The following is a 22,178-nucleotide window of genomic DNA, read 5'->3' as shown; positions in this document are numbered from 1 at the left end:
TCAAGTATATCATAAAGTATTATTTAAATGTAAAGCGTTTACATAACGAGAGTTTGTGCAAACGGTTTCTTATTTGCAAACGCTATCATTATAATATGATTAAAACTAAATAAAAAAAAACCTTCAAAAAATATGAAGGTCTAAATCTTATTAAATTAAGAAAAGTTTTTCCTCGAGAATATTAGTAAGATAAGCATTACAGTAATTCCTAGACTTAAATTATAAACAACAGGTGCAAACCCAGGTAATATTAATCCGAATATTAATGATAATACACTTGGTAAAGTAGAGGATAATATAATGAAAATTAGTCCTTCTTTAAAACTTAGGAAGTTTTGGAAACCAAATCTAAATAGTTGTATAATAATTGACAATATTACTATATATATAAAGAACGCTACAAACTGAATCGTTTGGTTTCTTAAGGTTGTATATAATATTATTTGTGTTGAAAAGGATTTTTCAATTGATCGAGCAAATAAATTATAAATTTCAGTTCTTTCAAGACCATCAGAATAGTTTAACTGACTAAGTAATATTTGATCTTTAAATCCACTATAACCATCAGAGATAAGTTTTGCTCCATCAGTATGCAAATATTCGATATGATCTGTATGAAAAATTATGATATTTTTATCTATTAATTCATTTATCTGTTCATTATAGCCAAAGTAATATATAAAATCACCATTCGTATAACTAGAGCCATTAAGGATAGATTCATTAATACCGCCCGAACTTATCATTCCTGGGGGAAGATTTGTCCAATTAGGGATGTTTGAATTAATGTTTTCTTCAATAAAATTGATTCTTGAACCTTGTTCTTCAAAGGTTAGCCAAGTTAAAGGAAAGTTAGCTATAAAAGTTAATAGAATAAAGTATATAAAAACCTTAATAAATGAAACTTTTCTACTATTTTCTAATAGTTTAGGAAATTGAAATCCCATTTTAAAATAACTTACTAAAAACATTATTCTAATCTCGTATTCTTCATTGTATCAGTTCTTATTGCGTCTGTATATTGTCTATTTTTAGGTGAAGTATCTAAATCAATTACTTTTGTTTTAAATATATAATCATGAATTGTTCTTGAAACTTGTTTTTCTGTAAGTGCAAAGTATGCAATAACTAAATAAAGACCAAAAGTTAGAGTTGATGCACTGTATTTAAATAATTCTCTAAGGATTAGTTTAAATTTTGTAGCTTCTGTACCATCTAAATTAACAACTTTTATTTTTTGAATTCTCTTACCAAAGGTTTGTTTTGATTTGATTAAATGTGGAAAAATTATTAAGAAAAAGAATGTTAGTATAAGTGCAGTTACTTGTATAATTGCACGAATACTTGAGTCGAAATCAGCCAAACCGAATGCAGCCAATATAAAAACTATAACTAATCCAGAGATATCGGCTGCAAATGCTCGTACTCTTTTTTCAAATCTTGGAACCATATGTGAACGCCTCTTTTCGCTTTGATGTCATTTTATTATAACACGTCTAGTTTTTTTGGTTGTAAAAATTTTAATAGTCTAGATATTATATTATATACTGTAAGCGATTACATTATGCAAACGATTCCACACCGAAATATAAATATCATTATGGTATACTTCATTTATAAATACCATAAATTTATAATAACTATAACTGCTAAGAAAGAAAAGATGAATATTATGCAAACGTTACCTTATTGGAAACGCTATCATAGCTAAAAAAATAGATGATTTGTTATGTTATATTTAAAATATAGGAGGGAAAATTAATTTGAAAAAATTATTATTATTTATGTTCACACTTTTATTTGCAGGTGTGATTGGTTTATCCATAACTTATGCAAATACCCAACCGCATACTTTAGTTATTCATTATTATAGATATAATGAGGATTATGCAAACAAATGGTTTCATTTTTGGGAATTTGAACCCAAAGATTCTGCGGGAACTGACTTTAATTTTGACATATCGACTTTAGATAATCAAGGTGTAAAATATACAATAGATCTTGCTAAAGACTATCCTACCGCAACAGTTTTTGGCATTATTATTAAACATGCAACAGGTCCTGGACTATGGGATGGTGAAAGAGAACCTGGTGGTAATAGATATATTACATTAAATGAACTAGAAGTTATTAATGGGGTGGCACACGTGTATTTTGTTCAAGGGCAAGTCATTTATGGAAAATCAAATGCAGATTTAGAAAACAATATACCTGATTACAGACCAAGTATTTTATTTACTGCATTTGCAGCTAATAAAGATATTACTTTAAATTTATCAAATCCTGCAACAAATTATACAGTTTATGAAAATGGAGTATCTATTAAAACTGGTCAATTTGCAGATGCCAAATTAAATCAAACAATTAAAGGTATAACTGTAGATATATCAAAAATATATGAAGTAGAAGTTGATTTTGAAGATTCTAAATCAAGAAAAAATGTATCTTTACAAAATTTATATGACACACCAGAATTTGAAGAAAATTACACTTATAATGGTGAACTTGGAGCAATATATACATCTAATGAAACAACATTTAGATTGTGGGCACCACTTTCTAAATCAGTAAGTTTAAATATTTATGAACAAGGACATCCTTTATACAATAGAAAAGGTGAAGATTCATTAGAAAAAGATCCAAAATCAACACACCCTATGACGAAAATAGAATATGGTGCATGGGAAGTTAAATTAAGTGGTGATTACGCTTCTAAATATTATACTTTTAGTGTGAATAATAACGATATAATTAGTGAAGTTACAGACCCATATAGCTACTCTACTGGTGCAAATGGGCTCCGTAGTATGGTTGTTGATTTTAAATCAACAGATCCAGCATATTGGGAGTTTAGCACAAGACCAAATACTATTAAAACATTTACAGATTATATTATTTGGGAATTACATGTTAGAGATTTAACGAGTCATTCATCATGGACAGGAAATGAAACAAACCGTGGTAAATTCTTAGGTTTAGCTGAAAGTGGTACAACTTATACAAAAAATGATGTAACGGTTACAACAGGTTTAGATCATATAGAAGAATTGGGCGTCAATGCTGTACATTTATTACCAATATTTGACTTTGGATACCTTGATGAAGTAGAAATATTTAAAAACCCTAATACAAAAAATGTTTTTAACTGGGGATATATGCCTTATCATTTCAATACTTTAGAAGGTTCTTATTCTACAAATCCATTTGATGGAAACGTTAGAATTAATGAGTTTAAGAAAACAGTTCAAGCATTCCATGAAAAAGATATTCGCGTGATTATGGACGTTGTATATAATCATACAGGAGAATCTGAAGGTTCAAACTTCCATAAGATTGTTCCCGGATATTATCACCGTTTAAATGAGTCAGGTGGTTTCCAAAATGGTTCTGGAACTGGTAATGAAACAGCTTCAGAGCGCAGCATGGTACGTAAATTTATGGTAGATTCTACAGTGTTTTTAGCTAAAGAATACAAATTATCAGGATTTAGATTTGACCTAATGTCGTTACATGATATAGAAACAATGAATGCAATTAGAGAAGCGCTAAATGAAATTGATCCAACAATTATTATATATGGTGAACCATGGGCAGCTGCTGCTACTTTAATTAAAGGTGAAGATGCTGCTGGTATGACTGATACTAATAATTGGGATCGAACACAAATTAGAAAATTAGATAGTGGTGTCGGTGCATTTAATGATCTATATAGAAATGCACTAAAAGGTGTCCCTGATGGTAAAGAAGGTGGATTTGTTCAAGGTGTTGTTGATCAAGGTAGACTTGATGACTTAAAAAAAGGTATTATGGGTGCAACAGATCAGTTTACCAACTCCCCTCTTCAAAACATAGTTTATGGAGAAGCCCACGATAACCTAACGCTACATGATAAATTAAGAACCTCAGGTGTATCGATTAATGAAGTTAAACATGTTCAAGTTCAATCAAATGCGATTGTCTTAACATCAATGGGTATTCCATTTTTACATGCAGGAACAGAATTTTTACGTTCTAAACCTTTAGATGGTGGACTATATGATCATAACTCTTATGAATCTCCAGATAGTGTAAACCAGTTAAGATGGGATAGAAAAATTGAGTTTAATGACGTCTTTGAATATCATAAATCTCTTATTCACATTAGAAAAAATTATTCTGGACTAAGAATGGATAATATGACTGAGATAAATGCCAGATTTAAGTTTGTACCAACAACCCAAGATGCATCTCTTAGAGCATTAGCATATACAATCGAAGGAACTACAGATGATCCTAAATTGTTAATCATTCATGCAGGTATTACAAATGGAATGACATCAGTTACGTTAAATGATGGAAAAACATATATGCAATTAACTTCGCGTGCTGGAGCACTTGGTTTACATAATGTCTCCAAAGGTTTAGTAACTAGAAGTGAAAAATTTGATATTCCTACTCGTTCTACATCTGCAATTTTTGTAGAAGTAAAATCGTCTGATCAACCTACTATAAAAGAGTCTTTAGTAGAAGTTCAATTAAATTCTAACTTTAATCCTCTAAGTAATGTTAATGTGCCAAGCGGTGCTAAAGTTAATGTAACTCAAATTGATACAACAATTCCAGGATTTAAAGTTATTACTGTACAAGTTACTGATTATTTAGGTAACACAACAAATCTTTATTATAATGTAGTCGTTAAAGGTGGCTCATTTACACACATATTAGGAGGAAAATCCTAATGAAAAAAATATTAATCGCATTTATCATGCTTTTAAGTTTAACATTAGTTGCATGTGATACCAAACATACAGGAGATACAGCATTAATCTCAAATGTTGAAATATCTTCAAAACGTTTTGAAGCAGACCTTACAATTCTAGCATCATATAAATCAGAACTAGAAATGTACGAATTAATACATTCTGCAATCAATTTAGTTTATGACGATTATAAAGATGATTTCGGTACCCAAACATATACATTATATTTCACAGTTTATAAAAAGGGTGAGAGTGAAGCCTTAGGTGTAATAACTTATAAGGTAAATGACTCTAATGATAATCCCGGATTAACTTACATCGGAAATAATTTAAGTTAAATCAAAATGAAAAAACCACCATCCGGTGGTTTTTTTAATCAATGATTAATGAAAGTGTTTACTCATTTATATAATTAGCTATCAAATTTGAATCTAGTTCTAATATTAATGTTCCATATGGTTTGATTTCTAAATCACCATATAAAACAGTTTCATCCGCTAAATCAACAATTCTTTGAGAATCGGTCATATTATGAATTACTAAAATAGTTTGATTAATATCTTCAAATTCATAATGTCTTACATATCCTTGAAGGAAAGAAGTATTATCTTTCCAAGCCTTAAAATAGTTTCCATACATTAAAGCAGGGTTATTTTTTCTTATGTCTATGAGCGCTTTATAATGATTTAATAAAGAATTTTCATCCGAGCTTTGTTCTAATACTGATTTGGTAGAATGACTTTCTGCATACGGATTTAACCATGTAGTCATTTTTGATTGCTCACCCCATAAAAATGGTGAACGACGATATTGATCATAAACAGTACCTTGATCTGTTTGAAGTCCTTCATAACGTATGCCTTTCATACCTAATTCCTCCCCATAGTAAATATGAGTAGAACCAGGTAATGTTAACGTAACACTTGCTGCTAATTTTAATTTATTTAAAGCATTTAAACCACCAAATTCAGACATGGAAGCTACTCTATCTAAGTCATGATTGCTAATAAAAATAGATGGTGCATAATCTCGATTATATGGTCTATAAGTGGCATAAGCTCTTTCTAAATTTGATACAAAAAGTCTTTTATCATTACCACTACCAACACGCTGCCATATTTCTCTTGCAGTATAAAAATCAAATAAGGAATCTAAGCCAATGTAATAATCTTTATAGAAGTTATAATCATATTCAAAAACCTCACCTAAAAAATATACATCTTCATTAATTGAACGAGCATGCAATTGAAGTTCCCTTATAAATTGATGGGTTTTCACTGTCATTACTGCAGGATTTGAGTTAGGATCACCTATAAAAAAATGTTTAGCGGCATCATATCTAAATCCTGTAATACCTTTATTTATCCAATATTCAATGATATTTTTTATTTCTTCTACAACTTTTTCGTTATTTAGATTTAAATCTTTCATACCACCTGAAAACGATTCAAAAGCATTATTTTCTGATGTCCAAATATAGTAATCTCTAAATTCTGAATTGGTGTTGTTTTTAGCATCTATATACCAAGGATGGGTATCTGATGTATGGTTGATAACTAAATCCATCATTACTCGTATATTTCTTTTATTAGCCTCTGAAATAAGGTTTTCAAGATCTTCCATAGTACCATATTCTGAATTTACATTATAATAATCTTTAATTCTATATCCATGATGGGAACCAAAATCATTGTCAGTATCATTAAAAGGTAACATCCATATAGCTGTAATACCAAGATCTTCTAAATAATCAAGGTTATTCGTTACACCATTAAAATCCCCAATGCCATCACCATTACTATCAGCAAAAGAACGAATAAAAATTTGATAATATATATCATTTCGTGGATTTTCTAATCTTAAATCTGTTGTTTCAATCGGAGGGTTAATGTCAACCTTTGGTTCACAGGCAATTAATATGACAGCGGAAAGCAAAATTGTGATTATGAATAATATTTTTTTCATTTTTACACCTTTTCTTCACTTAGTATTGTGAAATATGTTCTAATTACATTTTAACATTAAATAATAAATGTAAACGGTTTACTTTTTAATTTATCAGGTGTAAATCCTATAAAATATTATACAAATTTGAATCAATTACTTTTAAACTATATTAATAATTCACATAATTTAGGATTGTAAAAACACTAAAAAGTTGAAAACGTTTGCATTGAGTACTGGTTTTATGATACAATTACTTTGATAGAAATCTTGCATCTATCCAAAATAAATCAAAATATAATTCCTAGGGGGAAATATGGCAACTTTAGAATTAAAAGACATCAATAAAGTCTATCCCAACGGTGTTCAAGCAGTCTTTGACTTTAACTTGAAAATCGAAGATAAAGAGTTTATTGTATTTGTCGGACCAAGTGGATGCGGAAAATCCACAACCCTCCGTATGATCGCGGGCCTTGAGGACATTAGTTCAGGCGAGTTATACATTGATGAAGAATACAAGAACGATACTGCTCCAAAAGACAGAGATATCGCAATGGTTTTCCAAAGTTATGCACTTTATCCACACATGACTGTGTATGATAATATTGCATTTGGATTAAAATTACGTAAAGTTCCTAAAGCTATCATCAAAGAAAAAGTACATGCGGCAGCGGAAATTTTAGGTTTAGTTCCATACTTGGATCGTAAACCAAAGGCATTGTCCGGTGGACAAAGACAACGTGTGGCATTAGGACGTTCAATCGTACGTGATGCAAAAGTATTCTTAATGGATGAGCCTCTATCTAACTTAGATGCGAAATTACGTGTTCAAATGCGTGGTGAGTTAATCAAACTTCACAAGCAATTAGATACAACTACAATTTATGTTACCCATGACCAAATCGAAGCGATGACCATGGCTACTCGTATTGTTGTTATGAATAAAGGTTACATCATGCAAGTTGGTTCACCTAAAGAAATTTATGATAGACCATCAAGCATTTTCGTAGCAGGATTTATTGGTACACCTCCGATGAACTTTATTAATGGTGTAGTAAATCAAAAAGGTATTTTCGAAGCTGGTAAATACAAAATTAAATTACCAAATGATAAATTAGAAGTTGTTGTTCAAAATAAATTTATTGATAAACCGATCGTATTAGGTATTCGTGCAGAAGATATTCATGATGATGAATTAGTTATGCAAGCTCACCCAGACGGTGTATTAGATGTTGAAGTTGATGTTGCTGAGTTACTTGGTGCTGAAACTAACATTTATATGGACATCAATGGTTCAAATGTTATTGCTAAGGTTGATGCTCGTACAAATATCAATATTGGTGATAAAATCAAACTAGCATTTGACTTAAATAAATTACATTTCTTCGATCCTGAAACAGAATTAAGATTAGAAATTGATCCAAATATTAAGACAAGAGCTCATCTTGCTGTTGAAGCTGCTAAAGCTGCAGGTTTAGAAAATCCAGCAACTAAAGTAGAAGAAAAACCTGCAAAAAAATAATATAAATGTCACAAAAGAATCAGAGAATTGTCATTAAACGCTCTGAAATTAAAGTAAGAGATAAAGATTTTATTGATAAAAAATTAAAATACAAGATGACAATTAAAGAATCAAAAAAGAATTATAATCGTAAAAAATTAAAACAAACAAAACATGAAGTAGAAGAAATCTAGCAAGAAGATTTCTTCTCTTTTATTAAGGAGAGAAAATGAGTATATATAATATTGAAGTAACTAAAGCAAATGGTGAAGTCACTAATTTAGAAGAATTTAAAGGGAAAGTATTATTAATTGTTAATACCGCAACTAAGTGTGGATACACACCTCAATATGAGTCCTTACAAGAAATATATGAAAAATATCAAAGTAATGGCTTTGAGATACTTGATTTTCCAAGTAATCAATTTTTAGGTCAAGCTCCTGGTTCAATTGAAAATATAAATGAGTTTTGCCAACTAAACTTTGGAACTCAATTTACTTTATATGACAAAATTAAAGTAAATACTAAAAATGCACACCCTTTATACCAGTTTTTAAAAGAAAATGGTCCTGATGAAGTCATTTTAAAAAATAATCAATTAGTACCTACTGGCAAACCTAAGAATAAAATAAGTTGGAATTTCACTAAGTTCTTAATTGATCGTAATGGTAATATCTTATATAGGTTTGCACCTAAAGTTGAACCAAATCAAATAATCACATATTTAGAAGAATTACTATAAAAATCAACTGCGTTCTTATGGTATTTCTTGACTTTTTGATGGTTTTTATGATAATATTATACTGTTATTTAAAAATAGAAATAACACGGAGGAAAGAAAGTTAATATGGAAGATTCGAGTAGCGGGCATAGGAATTTAAGTGATGAACCTTATGAGGGGGTAACCTTATAATGGGCATTCAAATATTTTTAATTATATTCCTAATTGTCTTAAATGGAATATTTGCAGCAAGTGAAATTGCACTAGTTTCTGCAAATAGAAGAGAGGTTCAGGAAGATGCTGAATCTAGTGGTAAAAAAGGTAAAAAAGCAAAAGTTGTATTAAAGCTTATTGAAAATCCAACAAAATTTCTATCGACAATTCAAATTGGAATTACGATGTTTGGATTTATTAATGGTGTTATAGCTGCTGATGCATTCTCCAGCATAATTTCAAATTCAATTGCAAACTGGACATCAATAAATATCCAATTTATTACACCAGTTGTTACCATTTTTATTACATTAATCTTAACGTACTTTCAAGTCATATTCGGTGAACTCGTACCAAAAAGAATAGCTATGAAAGCACCTGTTAAAGTTGCTTATTTATTTGTAGGTTTTCTACAAGTAATCGCCTTATTTATGAGGCCATTTGTATTATTACTAACCTCATCAGCAAACCTTGTTATGAAGTTATTAGGCATTAATCCAAGCGATGATGATGATACATTATCAGAAGAAGAATTAATCTTAGAATTAAATGCTTCTGAGTCAAGAGGATTTATTGATTCATCAGAAAATGAGATGATACAAAATATTTTTGAGTTTGATTCAACTACAGTTGAAGAAGTTATGACCCATAGAACTGAAGTATCGGCCATTAATGTAAATTCTTTACGTGATGAACTCATAGAGTATGTTACAAATGAGAAATACACTAGATTTCCAGTTTATGAGGAAACTTTAGATAAAATTGTTGGTACACTTCATGTTAAGGATCTTTTAAAATACTTAAGAGAAAATCCAGATCCAAATATATTTAATATACACGAGATATTAAGAGACCCTCTATTTGTACCTCAATCTAAAAATACTAGAGAACTCTTTAAAGAAATGAAATTAACCAAAACACATATTGCTATTGTAATAGATGAATATGGTGGCACTGCTGGTATTATCACATTAGAAGACTTAATTGAAGAAATTCTAGGTAATATTTCAGATGAATATGACGAAGATGATATAGAAATTCAAGTATTAAATGAAAATCAGTATGAGATTGATGGTTTAATAGATTTAGACGATGTTGAAGATCTGTTATCTGCAGGATTACCAGTTGATGATTATGATACATTATCAGGATTCATTTTAGGTCAATTAGGACGTTTTCCAGATGAAGATGAGGCAATAATTGTCGTCTTTAATAACTATAGATTTGAGGTTCTAAAATACTTAGACAAAATTATTGAACGTGTATTAGTTACACGTATTGAAAATAGTGAAAATAACACTGACACTTTAAACTTAGAGGAAACAGATGCGTAGTAAGCATCTGTTTTTTCTTTATAAACTTATATCTCTATCATTAAGCAAACAAATTAAAAAAATATATAAAAAAGGTATTCCATGATTAATAGAATACCTTTTTATTATAATTATTTAGTTGGTACTAACTTCCATAAATCAAAGAAATCAGTTGCAGTAATTGATACACCCGCTACACCATCAAAATCTCCATCTTGATTAGTTTCAGGGAATGATTGATTAGCAATTAAATATTGACCAGCTGCAGCAGCTTGTTCGAAATATTCTTTACCGATTCCAATTTTACTTGATGTTCCTAACATACCATAAGATGTACCTAAATGATTTTTAGTTTTTAATAGTTTAGGTGTTTCAGTAGTATAATCAGCCATTATTGAGATTGCTGGAGTTTCTGGGTTTGAGTCATGGTCTACTTTTTTAACTGCACCATTTTCTACAACAGCTTTGTATCCGTAGAATACATTATTGAAGTAACTTAATACAATGCGACCATTTACAACAACAATTGAACCAAATGAATAAGCATCCCAAGCACCTGTTGATACTACAGCTTCAGTTTTAGGATTCCAATATAATACTTCAGCATGAGGTTCAGCATTATCTTTTAATGTAACAAAATGATAACCATCTTTATATTCACCTTTTTCAACAGGATCACTTGCTAGTGCAAGCTCAGCTAAAGTATAGAAATCTGATGTGGTAATTGAAACGCCTGCTGGAGCTGGTATTTGATCATTATAATCACCATTGTTCTTGATGAATTTATCAATAACTAAATCAGCTTGTTCATGCCACCATAAAGTTGAATTCATATTATAAATTTCTTGCTCAGATGCAGATACCTTATCTAAACCTTTATATAATGTGTTAGCATCACCTTCGATATTGAATGCATTCCATTCAGCATCAACCACTTTGTCACCCTTCTTTTCGATAACTACCCAGTAAACCCAACTAGATGTATCTGTAGGTGTTTGACTTGCAAAATAAAACTCTGATTCTGCAGGTCCACATGCAGTTAATATAACTGCAGCAAATAAAATAAGCACAACGAAAAATCCTTTTTTCATAATTTCCTCCATTTAATTTTTATGAGATATCGTTATTTCATTAACATTATAGTTCAATAAAAAAAATAAGTCAAAGAAAGTTATAAAAGAAATTTTATTTTATGTGAAAATTCTTACATTGCTTACATTACATAAAGTATGATAAAATATTAAGAGCATGAAAGGTATGAATAATTTGAAAAACAATACATTAAATGAAAGACAAAAGAAAATAAGAAACTTTTCTATTATTGCCCATATCGACCATGGCAAATCGACCTTGGCCGATAGAATATTAGAAATGACATCCAGTGTAGAAAAAAGAAAGATGAAAGAACAACTTTTAGATAGTATGGATCTTGAACGTGAACGTGGTATCACAATCAAGTTAAATGCTGTTCAATTAACGTACAAAGCCAAAGATGGTAACGAGTATATCTTGCATCTAATCGATACACCAGGACACGTAGACTTTACTTATGAAGTTTCAAGATCACTTGCTGCTTGTGAAGGCGCTATTTTAGTTGTAGATGCAGCGCAAGGAATACAAGCACAAACCTTAGCTAATGTCTACTTAGCAATTGATAATGAATTAGAAATTATCCCGGTTTTAAATAAAATCGATTTACCAAGTGCTGACCCTGAAAAAGTTCGTCATGAAATTGAAGAAATCATTGGTATTGATGCTAGCCAAGCTGTTATGGCAAGTGGTAAATCAGGGATTGGTGTCATCGATATTTTAGAAAGAATTATTACTGATGTTAAAGCACCTGAAGGTGATGAAAATGAACCACTTCAAGCTTTAATATTTGACTCTTATTTTGATGCTTATCGTGGGGTAATTCCAACAATTAGAATAATCAATGGTTCAGTTAAAAAAGGTGATACCGTCCAATTTATGGCCACAGGCTCAACTTTTGAAGTAGTTGAGGTAGGAGTTTATACTCCATCACAAAAAGTTGTTGATATTTTAGGACCTGGTGATGTAGGATACTTAACTGCAAGTATTAAAACTATCGATGATGTTAAGGTTGGGGATACAATTACAAATGCTAAAAATAAAGCTTTAAAACCACTACCAGGTTATAGAACATTAAATCCTGTAGTTTTTTGTGGGTTCTTCCCAATTGATCCTAGTCAATATATGGATTTAAAAGAAGCTTTAGAAAAACTAAGATTAAATGATGCATCTTTAGTTTATGAACCAGAAACATCACAAGCTCTAGGTTTTGGATTTAGAACAGGATTCTTAGGTTTACTTCATATGGATATTATCCAGGAAAGAATATCTAGAGAATTTAATATTGAATTAATTGCAACAGCCCCATCAGTAATCTATGATGTCTATCTAACTGATGGTCAAAAAATTAGAGTTGATAACCCAAGTTTCTTACCTGAGGTTCAAAAAATAGAGCGGATTGAAGAACCTGTTGTTAAAGCTACCGTAATGTGTCCTAAAGACTATGTTGGAACAGTTATGGAAATATGCCAAAACAAACGTGGAACATTCTTAGATATGACCTATTTAGATCAAACAAGAGTAATGTTAACATACCGTTTACCACTTGCAGAAATTGTTTATGATTTCTTTGATAAGTTAAAATCTGGAACAAAAGGCTATGCATCATTTGATTATGTGCTTGACGGCTATATCGAATCTAAGTTACGTAAAATGGATATTTTACTTAATGGAGAAGTTGTAGACGCTTTATCAGTTATTGTTCATAAAGACTTTGCATATAGTCGTGGAAAGATAATTGTTGAAAAGTTGAAGAAACTTATACCAAGACAAATGTTTGAAATTCCTGTACAAGCTGCATTAGGTGGGAAAATCATAGCTAGAGAAACCATTAAAGCGATGCGTAAAGACGTTCTAGCTAAATGTTACGGTGGAGATATTTCTCGTAAAAAGAAATTATTAGAAAAACAAAAAGAAGGTAAAAAGAGAATGAAGACCTTTGGTAGGGTAGAAATACCTCAAAGTGCATTCATGGCTATTTTATCAAACTCAGATGATTAAGATAAGAACCTAAATATACATGAGTATTTTAATAGATACTAATGTATATTTTTTTATCATTATTACTATAAATTATAATAAATACTACTTGACTTGTATGCGCTTACATGATATCATATATGTGTGGCAGATTTGAACATGCGAGGGAATTAAATGACTAAAAGAATTGTCTACAATATTCATATTAGTTCAATTGTTAAGGGTAAGGTTTTACAATATTTTTTATATAACTTAAATTCAAGGTAGGATATTATATATTCGTACCTTTTTTTATGCCAAGGAGGAGAAAAAATATGAGTTTAGCAAATTATAACATCAAGGTTTTAACAGATGTAAAATACGCAACAAAAGATCCTGATACTGGTAACATACGTTATCAATTTGAAGTTAGAGATCATCATAGAGATGAAATCTTAGACCGTCTTCCTGTCACACCTAAGAAAAACAAAAAAAAGAAATAAATAATGTGCCTTAAATAGGCGAATAAATCATCTCTTCTTATGGGAGTGTCTATGTTGGGTAGATACTCCCTTTCTCTTTTGTAAGATAAATAGAAAGTGGTATAATTAATTTAAGGTAGGTAAAGCATCTATGAAAGGTTTATATATACATATACCGTTTTGCGAATATATTTGTCATTATTGTGACTTTGTAAAACGTGTACCTAAAAATCAAGATATGATTGATACATATTTAATTAAACTTAGAGAAGAAATTAATTCTTATCAATCCCACTTTGATTCGGTAGAAACGATTTTTATTGGTGGAGGTACACCATCGATGTTAACTGTTGATCAGTTAACTTATTTATTTGATTCACTTATACGTATAAAACCTATTGAGTATACAATTGAACTGAATCCTGAAAGTTATACCCATGAAAAAGGAAAACTATTCAAAAAATATGGTTTAAATAGAATATCTATGGGTGTACAAAGTTTTAATAATGATACTTTAAGATACTTAAATAGAGGTCATAAAAAAGAAGATATTGCTTGGATTATTAGTGATTTAAAAACATTAGGTATAAATAATATCTCAATAGATCTTATTTTTGCAATACCAGGACAAACTTTAGATCATATCAAATATGATCTTGATGAGTTTATTAAACTAGATATTAATCATATATCATATTATTCTTTAATATTAGAGGATAAAACATATTTTTATCACCAGTATTTAAAAGGTAATTTCACACCAATGGACGAAGACAATGAAGCTATAATGTATGAATATGTTATGAACTATTTATCATCTTATGGATATGAACAATATGAGATAAGTAATTATGCTAGAAAGAATCAATATTCTTTGCATAACAATATTTATTGGACTCTTGGAGAATATATTGGTGTTGGTCTAGGAGCACACGGATTTATTGATAATTATAGAACTTATAATGAACGAGGAATGAGTCAATATATGGATCATTTCTTAAAGGAAAAGACATTTCAAACCGATGATTTAAAACTACAAGATGAACTAATATTTGGCTTAAGATTAACACGAGGTGTAAACATTAAACAGTTAGAGAAAAAATACAAGATTAATTTTTATGATAAGTATCCTCAAATTCATGAAAAAGTTGATTTAGGACTAGTAGAAATAAATAATGACTATATTAGGTTAACTAAGAAAGGTACAATGCTTGGTAATCAAGTGTTTATGTTATTTATATGATTTTTTTATTAAATGATTTTATATATTATCTTAATCATGAAAAAGGGTTATCAAAAAATACACAGAGTGCATATAGACGTGATATAGAAAGTTATATAGACTTTCTAACTAAATATCATCATGTAAAAAATGTAGATAAAATAACTCAAAAACAAGTTGAAGGATTTTTAAAAAGTCAAAAAAACAAAGGTTTATCTGCAAAATCATTATCCAGAAAATTAACATCTATTAAATCGTTTCATCAATTTTTAATCTTAGAAAATGAAGTTGATGTTGATGTTACAAAAGAAATTGAAAGTCCTAAAATAGAAAAAAATCTACCAACTATATTAAGTATTGATGAGGTTGTAAACCTTTTAGAAAACATTGATAAATCAACGTCATTAGGCTTAAGAAATACAGCGCTAATAGAATTGATATATGGATCAGGACTAAGAGTTTCAGAACTATTAAATATAAAGCTCACCGATATCCATATGAGTCAAGCATATGTTATCGTAGTAGGTAAAGGTAGTAAAGAAAGAATGGTTCCACTTTCTGATATGGCAGTTATTGCAATTAGAAACTATCTTATTAATGGTAGGGAAGAATTATTAAAGTCAAAAAATGATTTATTGTTTTTAAACAGTAGTGGTAAACCATTATCACGAGTAGGGTTTTTTAAGGTCTTAAAGAAGTTAGCTAAAGATAGTGGACTCGATGAAACTAAGGTATCGCCACATACCTTACGACATTCATTTGCAACACACTTATTAGAAAATGGAATGGATTTAAGAAGTTTACAAAATCTTCTAGGACATGAAGATATTTCTACAACACAAATTTATACACATATTTCACAACACAGATTAAAAGAAGTTTACAATAAAACTCATCCAAGAGCTAAGGAGGAATAATATGAAATTTAAAAGAGTTTTCTTAATCGTAATGGACTCATTAGGAGTCGGAGCAGCACCAGATGCAAACTTATATTTCAATGAAGGTCAAAGTGATATAGGGGCTAATACCTTTGGACACATCGCTGAAAAAATGGACTTAACAATACCTAATTTAGAAAAACTAGGTATTGGAAATATTGTATCCCTAAAAGGTATTAATTCAGTAGATTTAAACCAAACTTATGTAACTAAAATAAGTGAGGCTTCACTAGGAAAAGACACGATGACAGGTCACTGGGAGATGATGGGAATGTATATTACAAAACCATTTCAAACCTTTACAGATCATGGTTTTCCCCAAGAATTAATCCGTGAACTTGAAGAAAAAACAGGTAGAAAAGTTGTAGGAAATAAAGCTGCATCAGGTACTGAAATATTAGTTGAACTTGGTGAACATCACATGAAAACAGGTGATCTGATTGTTTATACATCAGCAGATAGTGTTCTACAAATTGCTATGCATGAACAGATTATTCCTATAGAAGAACAATACAGAATTTCAGAGATTGCAAGAGAGATTACCATGCGACCTGAATGGAAGGTTGGACGTGTTATAACAAGACCATTTTTAGGGTCAAATAAAGACACATTTAAGCGTACTTCAAACCGCCATGATTATGCATTAAAACCACATGAAAAAACAACTTTAAACTACCTAGACGAATCAGGATTTGACGTCATAGCATTAGGTAAAATTAATGATATATTTGATGGTTATGGTATAAATAAGTTTTCTAAAACAGTATCAAATTATGATGGAATGAATCAAATAATTCAAACAGCTAAAACTGATTTTACCGGATTATGTTTCTTGAACTTAGTTGACTTTGATGCACTTTATGGACATCGAAGAGATCCAATCGGATATGGAAAAGCAATAGAGGAATTTGATTCTCAATTACCAGAATTATTAGAAAATTTAAATCCAGATGATTTATTAATTTTAACTGCAGATCATGGTAATGACCCAACCTATGTAGGTACTGACCATACTAGAGAATTTGTACCAATGATTGCATATTCTAAGTCATTTAAATCATCAGGTGAACTTCCAATATTAAATACATTTTCTGATATAGGATACACTATAAATGAAAACTTTGGAACTCATAAACCCAATTATGGTAAGAGTTTTTTAAATAAAATTAAATAAATGTATGTTTAGTATTTTTAAACTAAGTGCAGTATTACTGCACTTTTTTTATACATAAAATTAAATATAGATGAAACATATATTCATCTTTTTAATTAAATGTAGGACTATAATTTATACCTAATTATATATACAAACTAACACATATAAAATAATGGCTGAATTTATTTAATCATATTTTTTTATATATGAATACTTAGTAGTGAAAAATGTATATTCATAATTAAATCAATAATAGGATTTAATGTCATATTATAAGGATTCAAACGAGGGATTAATAATATAACATCAATCTCAATCGCTCAAAACGCGCCTCACATTTACGTAATTATTCTTAAAATAGCAGTACGTATTGTTATAGTTAAAAATATATGTATGTTTAGTATATAATTACACTGATTATTATTAGTAAACTTAGATATTAATCAATTTTTGTATATATGAAATGGAATTTAATTTAATAATGCATATGAAAAAGAAAATGTACATTAGTAAAATAAAAAACGAAGTGCATAATCACTTTAGATATTTTCATGAATTATTGAAATTTTATTTTTAGTATTCTTTTTAACTTTTTTTGGTAATCAGAATAAACTATGCTACATAGTAACAAAGAACCTAGCAAGTAATTGATCATTTTTTTAAGTATAAAAAAATATATAAACTAAAAAAATGTAAAATTTTTAAAAAGTTATGTTTACCAAATATAAACAATGTCAAATCAATTTAAACAATTAACTTATTATTTGTTTTACTATATATCTAATTATCTAAATGAAGATTAATAAAATTCATCGTATTATGGCAGATAAAAGATATAGGAAATAGAGAGAATCTAAAGCTTTCATAAGCTGTAAAAAACATTATAATCTATTAAGTTTTTCTATCTTAAAGACTATTTTACATAAAATTAGTGCATCAGATGTTTCATATTAAGCACTAATCAAATACCAATCACTATTTAATCGTTTTCTAACAACACACATGCAACACAATCCAAGAATGCCGAAAATCAAAGTAATTTTAAATACAACTTTTCCACACTATTTCAATTGACGGCTCAGTAAGGCTCACATTACTTGGTTAACATAATATACATTATAGGAACCAATTGTTAAATATAATTTGATGAGACTACTATTTAAATGTATGTATCAATAGTTAAATGATTATGATTAATGACTTATTTTGTGGCTATTAATTATAATAATATATATCATTTTTATCAAATGACTATAATAAAGTATTTTGAGATATGTAAAATACACATCGAGACATCTTCAATCATATAAATGTATGTCTCAGCCGCTAATTGATCCATATGACGTTAATTCAATAATAAAGGCCTGTTTTATAATAAGCCTATTCTTCTACTACTTTACTATTACCTATGTATTTTCTATTATTTTTTGTACTCAAATTATTCTGAACATAAAGTCTTTTAATTAAGTATTATTTTAAAACTTAACCAGTTAAAAATGTTTTTATTATTTATTTCAATTATGATCTTCATAATATTATGTTTATCATATATAAACTTAGTAATAATTGTATGTTTAATATTAATATACAGTGTTTAATATAGGTAAACATACATTATAAATAAAAAAGTGCCGGTAGGCACTTTATTAATTACTTTTGACCTTGTTTCATTGATGATAAAACTTGACGAACTTGTTTTTCAGATGGAGTTCTTCCCATTTGTCTAAACATTTCTCTAATAGATCTTTCATCAATTGGTGGGTTCTTTTCAAGATATTTTTTGAACCATGCTCTTGCTATAAAGAATCCTAATACGCCACCTAGTATTAATGCTCCCAATCCAATTGTTAATACCCAATACCATTCCATTATATGTCTCAACTCCTTTTCTATACAATCTTATTTTACTTTATTTTTTATAATAATACAATGTTATAACTTTCTTAACATTATTATCTTTTTGATGCCATATAGTTTTTCTCTTGTGATTTCATATTTTTCTAAATTTAAGTTAACTGAGTTTTCCTTATGCATCTCTAATATACATAAACAATCATCATTTAAATTTTCATAAATACTGTCTAAAATTTCAGCATATATATTCATTTCATAAGGTGGATCCAAAAATACTAAATCAAGTTTTAATTCATTTAATTTAATTCTATTTATAGCTTCTTTATAATCATATTTCCAAACGGTTGCATGCGTATGTTCATTTAATAACTTTATATTTTCAATAATTGTTTCAATGGCTTTTGGTTTAACATCATTAAACCAGACATGTGATGCACCTCTTGATATTGACTCTAATCCGTATGCGCCAGATCCTGCAAATAAATCTAGAACATTTGCATTTACAACACTCGTACTTAAGGAGTTAAATATTGCACCTCTGACTTTATCAGATGTTTCTCTTGTATCATTACTAGGAACCATCTTTAGTGTTCTACTTCGATGTCTTCCTGCTATAATTCGCATTACACTATCATCTCTTCAACAAGTTTTAAATGACGTTTATTTGGTCCAATAATGTATGAAGATTCGATTAATTCAATTGCATCAACTAGTCCTTTTTCATCATGATATAATGTGCAAATCAAGTCGCCTTTTTTAATCTTGTCACCAATCTTAATATGTAGATCTATACCAACGAATAAATTAATTTTATCTTCTTTTGTTGCACGACCAGCACCAAGTTTCATTCCAGCTAATCCAACTTTTAAAGCATCAACTTTTTCTAAGTATCCATCTGCTTTTGCATAGAGTTTATGTTGCTTTGTTTTGGTTAATATTTCATCTTTGTTTTTTAGGAAATTTACATCCCCATTTTGAGCTTTTACGAACTCATAAAACTTAGGTAAAGCTGCCCCTGATTTTAATGTCTCATAAGCTAATTTATAGCCTGCTTCATAATCTTTTACAACGCCAGAATCCTTTAATAAATGACCTGTAATTACACATACAATTTCCGTTAAATCTTCCGGACCATGTCCTTCGAGTGTTTCAATAGATTCATAAATTTCTAATGCATTACCTATTTTATAACCTAGTGGTTCTTCCATACTGGTTAAAATTGCAGATACTTTCTTACCTGCTTTCTTTCCGATTTCAACCATTAGTTTTGAAAGTTTTCTTGCATCTTCTAGAGTCTTCATAAAAGCACCAGAACCAACCTTCACATCAAGCACAATTGCATCAGCACCAGATGCTAATTTTTTACTCATAATTGATGAGGCAATTAGTGGTATTGAATCAACTGTAGCAGTTACATCTCTAAGTGCATATATAAGTTTATCTGCTGGGGCTATGTCACCACTTTGGCCTACAATTGCACAACCAATTTCATTTACCTGATCTTTAAATTTTCCGAGTGGAAGTTCTACTTGGAATCCAGGAATCGATTCTAATTTATCTATTGTACCACCGGTATGACCCAGGCCTCTACCACTCATTTTTGCAAGTTTTGCACCAAGGTAGGCAACTAGTGGTGCAAGTACGATACTTACCTTATCACCAACTCCACCGGTTGAATGTTTATCTACTTTAGTACCAGTAATATCAGATAAATCTAAAACATCACCGCTATCTCTCATTGCTAAAGCTAGAGCTGTTGATTCATCTGTTGTCATTCCATTAAAGTAAACGCTCATTAAAAAAGCTGACATTTGATAGTCAGGAATTAAACCTTTTGTATACCCATCAATAATGAATTTGATTTCATCATGAGATAATTCATCACCATATTTTTTCTTATTTATTAAATCAACCATTTGCATTTTTCATATCCTCCCAAGATTATAATAGACGAAAATTAATTCGTCTATCCGTTTAACACCATAAATATTAATACAATTACACCAATGACTACCACTAATTTTAATGATTTTTTTATTAGTGAAAATACGCCCATTATTAGAAGTAAACCTAAAAATCCGACAAATATTAATTGAAGCATTACTGGAAAACTATCAAAGTAATTAAATCCTGCTTGCCACCAACCATCTGTTGTAGGTTTTAGTAAAGGATCTAACCAACCTGTAGCTGATTCAAACCAAGAAACAATTGTTTCCCAAGTTTTTAACAATACTTCTTGCCAGTTACTTTCGCTGTTCATTTTCATCACCATTTCTTTCTATTGATATTATACCTAATTTTTAAGTTGTTTTAAAGTGTTTATTTTGTTATAATACCAAAGGTGATAAAAATGATATTAGCAATGGTAAGACACGGTGAAACCGATTACAATAAAAAACGCTTAGTACAAGGAAATATGGATAATCCATTAAATGAAACAGGCATTGAACAAGCACATAAATTAGGACGTTATTTAAAGGAGAAAAATGAGCGTTTTAACTACTTGATTAGTTCTCCTTTGATTCGAGCTCAAAAGACTGCTCAAATCGTCGGTAAATACATTGATTTAGATATCTCAGAAATAAACTCTGATTATCTAGAAAGAAATTTTGGCCCTTTTGAAGGTGGCGTAGTAAAAGATGTATTGCCTATAATTACTAAACATAACTTTAGACAAGCGGGTTATGAAGATAATGAACAATTAATCAAACGAATTAGTGATGCTGTAAATAAAACTTACTCTAATCATCATGATAAAAAAGTTATGGTAGTTGCTCACGCTCATGTTATCAAGTCACTTTTGATATTAGCTGACTTCGATAAATATGATTATTTCAATCATTTTGTAGGAAATCTAAGTATAGTATACTTCGATATTGAACCTAATAAAATAAAAGTATTAAAACAAATCGATTTATAAATATATGACACTAGAAATTTTAATTTTTCTAGTGTTTTTATTTTCCGTCAAAATTTGTTCCAATTACCGTAATAAAGCCACTTTTACTGTTGAATATGCATTATTTAATATTGATTTATTATATATT

Annotated in this window: 20 protein-coding genes; 12 read left to right on the top strand and 8 right to left on the bottom strand. The window is 29.5% G+C overall.

What is annotated here, in order from left to right; all coding sequences use genetic code 11:
* Window positions 1-155: 155 nt before the first annotated feature.
* Window positions 156-971 carry a DUF1189 family protein gene (locus tag G324_RS0102425; RefSeq protein ID WP_025724812.1) on the bottom strand — a complete coding sequence of 272 codons (816 nt, stop codon included), beginning with the start codon at window positions 969-971 and terminating at the stop codon, window positions 156-158.
* Complete coding sequence (locus tag G324_RS0102420) at window positions 971-1,450, bottom strand: RDD family protein (protein ID WP_025724811.1); 480 nt, start codon at window positions 1,448-1,450, stop codon at window positions 971-973. Before G324_RS0102420 ends, G324_RS0102425 begins: the two co-directional genes overlap by 1 nt.
* A gap of 313 nt (window positions 1,451-1,763) precedes the next feature.
* Here G324_RS0102420 and pulA point away from each other — a divergent pair, with 313 nt between their 5' ends.
* Entirely contained in the window at window positions 1,764-4,718 is a 2,955-nt protein-coding gene (gene pulA / locus G324_RS07635; protein WP_051457514.1) for a type I pullulanase, read from the top strand.
* The gene (locus tag G324_RS0102410) at window positions 4,718-5,077 is read left to right on the top strand and encodes a hypothetical protein (protein WP_025724809.1); all 360 of its coding nucleotides are present in this window, start codon (window positions 4,718-4,720) and stop codon (window positions 5,075-5,077) included. Before pulA ends, G324_RS0102410 begins: the two co-directional genes overlap by 1 nt.
* Before the next feature lie 58 nt (window positions 5,078-5,135).
* Here G324_RS0102410 and G324_RS0102405 read toward each other — a convergent pair whose 3' ends face one another.
* A complete protein-coding gene (locus tag G324_RS0102405) occupies window positions 5,136-6,704 on the bottom strand; it encodes an alpha-amylase family glycosyl hydrolase (RefSeq protein ID WP_025724808.1) in 1,569 nt (522 codons plus the stop codon).
* Window positions 6,705-6,999: 295 nt separating this feature from the next.
* Here G324_RS0102405 and G324_RS0102400 point away from each other — a divergent pair, with 295 nt between their 5' ends.
* The 4 genes from G324_RS0102400 (at window position 7,000) to G324_RS0102385 (ending at window position 10,452) form a co-directional block, all read left to right on the top strand.
* The gene (locus G324_RS0102400) at window positions 7,000-8,205 is read left to right on the top strand and encodes an ABC transporter ATP-binding protein (protein ID WP_025724807.1); all 1,206 of its coding nucleotides are present in this window, start codon (window positions 7,000-7,002) and stop codon (window positions 8,203-8,205) included.
* 5 nt (window positions 8,206-8,210) lie between these two features.
* Window positions 8,211-8,378, top strand: coding sequence for a hypothetical protein (locus G324_RS07950; protein ID WP_156921270.1), 168 nt, complete (start codon window positions 8,211-8,213; stop codon window positions 8,376-8,378).
* A 35-nt stretch (window positions 8,379-8,413) separates the two neighbouring features.
* Window positions 8,414-8,926 carry a glutathione peroxidase gene (locus G324_RS0102390; RefSeq protein WP_025724806.1) on the top strand — a complete coding sequence of 171 codons (513 nt, stop codon included), beginning with the start codon at window positions 8,414-8,416 and terminating at the stop codon, window positions 8,924-8,926.
* A 170-nt stretch (window positions 8,927-9,096) separates the two neighbouring features.
* Complete coding sequence (locus G324_RS0102385) at window positions 9,097-10,452, top strand: hemolysin family protein (RefSeq protein ID WP_025724805.1); 1,356 nt, start codon at window positions 9,097-9,099, stop codon at window positions 10,450-10,452.
* A gap of 110 nt (window positions 10,453-10,562) precedes the next feature.
* Here the strand turns inward: G324_RS0102385 and G324_RS0102375 are convergent, their stop codons facing one another.
* On the bottom strand, window positions 10,563-11,522 hold the full coding sequence (locus tag G324_RS0102375) for a hypothetical protein (protein WP_025724804.1): 960 nt from the start codon (window positions 11,520-11,522) through the stop codon (window positions 10,563-10,565).
* A 166-nt stretch (window positions 11,523-11,688) separates the two neighbouring features.
* On the opposite strand from G324_RS0102375, the gene lepA reads away from it, so the two are divergent.
* From lepA to deoB, 5 genes are all read left to right on the top strand, one after another.
* Window positions 11,689-13,521, top strand: a complete 1,833-nt coding sequence (gene lepA, locus G324_RS0102370) for a translation elongation factor 4 (protein ID WP_035357152.1) — start codon at window positions 11,689-11,691, stop codon at window positions 13,519-13,521.
* A gap of 293 nt (window positions 13,522-13,814) precedes the next feature.
* On the top strand, window positions 13,815-13,982 hold the full coding sequence (locus G324_RS07945; RefSeq protein WP_156921269.1) for a hypothetical protein: 168 nt from the start codon (window positions 13,815-13,817) through the stop codon (window positions 13,980-13,982).
* A 130-nt stretch (window positions 13,983-14,112) separates the two neighbouring features.
* A complete protein-coding gene (gene hemW, locus G324_RS0102360) occupies window positions 14,113-15,204 on the top strand; it encodes a radical SAM family heme chaperone HemW (protein ID WP_162146828.1) in 1,092 nt (363 codons plus the stop codon).
* The gene (gene xerD, locus G324_RS0102355; protein ID WP_025724801.1) at window positions 15,201-16,100 is read left to right on the top strand and encodes a site-specific tyrosine recombinase XerD; all 900 of its coding nucleotides are present in this window, start codon (window positions 15,201-15,203) and stop codon (window positions 16,098-16,100) included. Before hemW ends, xerD begins: the two co-directional genes overlap by 4 nt.
* A gap of 1 nt (window position 16,101) precedes the next feature.
* Window positions 16,102-17,295, top strand: a complete 1,194-nt coding sequence (gene deoB / locus G324_RS0102350) for a phosphopentomutase (protein WP_025724800.1) — start codon at window positions 16,102-16,104, stop codon at window positions 17,293-17,295.
* Window positions 17,296-18,927: 1,632 nt separating this feature from the next.
* Here deoB and G324_RS0102345 read toward each other — a convergent pair.
* From G324_RS0102345 to G324_RS0102330, 4 genes are all read right to left on the bottom strand, one after another.
* Complete coding sequence (locus G324_RS0102345) at window positions 18,928-19,146, bottom strand: YneF family protein (RefSeq protein WP_025724799.1); 219 nt, start codon at window positions 19,144-19,146, stop codon at window positions 18,928-18,930.
* A gap of 63 nt (window positions 19,147-19,209) precedes the next feature.
* Window positions 19,210-19,755 (bottom strand): 16S rRNA (guanine(966)-N(2))-methyltransferase RsmD, encoded by a 546-nt coding sequence (rsmD, locus tag G324_RS0102340; RefSeq protein ID WP_025724798.1) that lies wholly within the window; start codon window positions 19,753-19,755, stop codon window positions 19,210-19,212.
* Complete coding sequence (locus G324_RS0102335) at window positions 19,755-21,053, bottom strand: thymidine phosphorylase (RefSeq protein WP_025724797.1); 1,299 nt, start codon at window positions 21,051-21,053, stop codon at window positions 19,755-19,757. The genes rsmD and G324_RS0102335 overlap by 1 nt, the downstream gene beginning before the upstream one ends.
* A gap of 44 nt (window positions 21,054-21,097) precedes the next feature.
* The gene (locus G324_RS0102330; RefSeq protein WP_156921268.1) at window positions 21,098-21,397 is read right to left on the bottom strand and encodes a hypothetical protein; all 300 of its coding nucleotides are present in this window, start codon (window positions 21,395-21,397) and stop codon (window positions 21,098-21,100) included.
* Between the two features lie 84 nt (window positions 21,398-21,481).
* Between G324_RS0102330 and G324_RS07630 the strand changes: the two genes are divergently transcribed.
* The gene (locus tag G324_RS07630; RefSeq protein WP_025724795.1) at window positions 21,482-22,051 is read left to right on the top strand and encodes a histidine phosphatase family protein; all 570 of its coding nucleotides are present in this window, start codon (window positions 21,482-21,484) and stop codon (window positions 22,049-22,051) included.
* Window positions 22,052-22,178 lie beyond the last annotated feature (127 nt).

The sequence above is a fragment of the Acholeplasma granularum ATCC 19168 genome, assembly GCF_000526235.1.
Taxonomy (GTDB): Bacteria; Bacillota_I; Bacilli_A; order Acholeplasmatales; family Acholeplasmataceae; genus Acholeplasma; species Acholeplasma granularum.
This window is presented reverse-complemented; position numbering and strand designations above follow the sequence as displayed.

Coding starts and splice junctions, on each gene's coding strand:
- G324_RS0102425 (WP_025724812.1), bottom strand. CDS start 971: ATGTTTTTAGTAAGTTATTTTAAAATGGGATTTCAATTTCCTAAACTA.
- G324_RS0102420 (WP_025724811.1), bottom strand. CDS start 1,450: ATGGTTCCAAGATTTGAAAAAAGAGTACGAGCATTTGCAGCCGATATC.
- G324_RS0102410 (WP_025724809.1), top strand. CDS start 4,718: ATGAAAAAAATATTAATCGCATTTATCATGCTTTTAAGTTTAACATTA.
- G324_RS0102405 (WP_025724808.1), bottom strand. CDS start 6,704: ATGAAAAAAATATTATTCATAATCACAATTTTGCTTTCCGCTGTCATA.
- G324_RS0102400 (WP_025724807.1), top strand. CDS start 7,000: ATGGCAACTTTAGAATTAAAAGACATCAATAAAGTCTATCCCAACGGT.
- G324_RS07950 (WP_156921270.1), top strand. CDS start 8,211: ATGTCACAAAAGAATCAGAGAATTGTCATTAAACGCTCTGAAATTAAA.
- G324_RS0102390 (WP_025724806.1), top strand. CDS start 8,414: ATGAGTATATATAATATTGAAGTAACTAAAGCAAATGGTGAAGTCACT.
- G324_RS0102385 (WP_025724805.1), top strand. CDS start 9,097: ATGGGCATTCAAATATTTTTAATTATATTCCTAATTGTCTTAAATGGA.
- G324_RS0102375 (WP_025724804.1), bottom strand. CDS start 11,522: ATGAAAAAAGGATTTTTCGTTGTGCTTATTTTATTTGCTGCAGTTATA.
- lepA (WP_035357152.1), top strand. CDS start 11,689: ATGAATAATTTGAAAAACAATACATTAAATGAAAGACAAAAGAAAATA.
- G324_RS07945 (WP_156921269.1), top strand. CDS start 13,815: ATGAGTTTAGCAAATTATAACATCAAGGTTTTAACAGATGTAAAATAC.
- hemW (WP_162146828.1), top strand. CDS start 14,113: ATGAAAGGTTTATATATACATATACCGTTTTGCGAATATATTTGTCAT.
- xerD (WP_025724801.1), top strand. CDS start 15,201: ATGATTTTTTTATTAAATGATTTTATATATTATCTTAATCATGAAAAA.
- deoB (WP_025724800.1), top strand. CDS start 16,102: ATGAAATTTAAAAGAGTTTTCTTAATCGTAATGGACTCATTAGGAGTC.
- G324_RS0102345 (WP_025724799.1), bottom strand. CDS start 19,146: ATGGAATGGTATTGGGTATTAACAATTGGATTGGGAGCATTAATACTA.
- rsmD (WP_025724798.1), bottom strand. CDS start 19,755: ATGCGAATTATAGCAGGAAGACATCGAAGTAGAACACTAAAGATGGTT.
- G324_RS0102335 (WP_025724797.1), bottom strand. CDS start 21,053: ATGCAAATGGTTGATTTAATAAATAAGAAAAAATATGGTGATGAATTA.
- G324_RS0102330 (WP_156921268.1), bottom strand. CDS start 21,397: ATGAAAATGAACAGCGAAAGTAACTGGCAAGAAGTATTGTTAAAAACT.
- G324_RS07630 (WP_025724795.1), top strand. CDS start 21,482: ATGATATTAGCAATGGTAAGACACGGTGAAACCGATTACAATAAAAAA.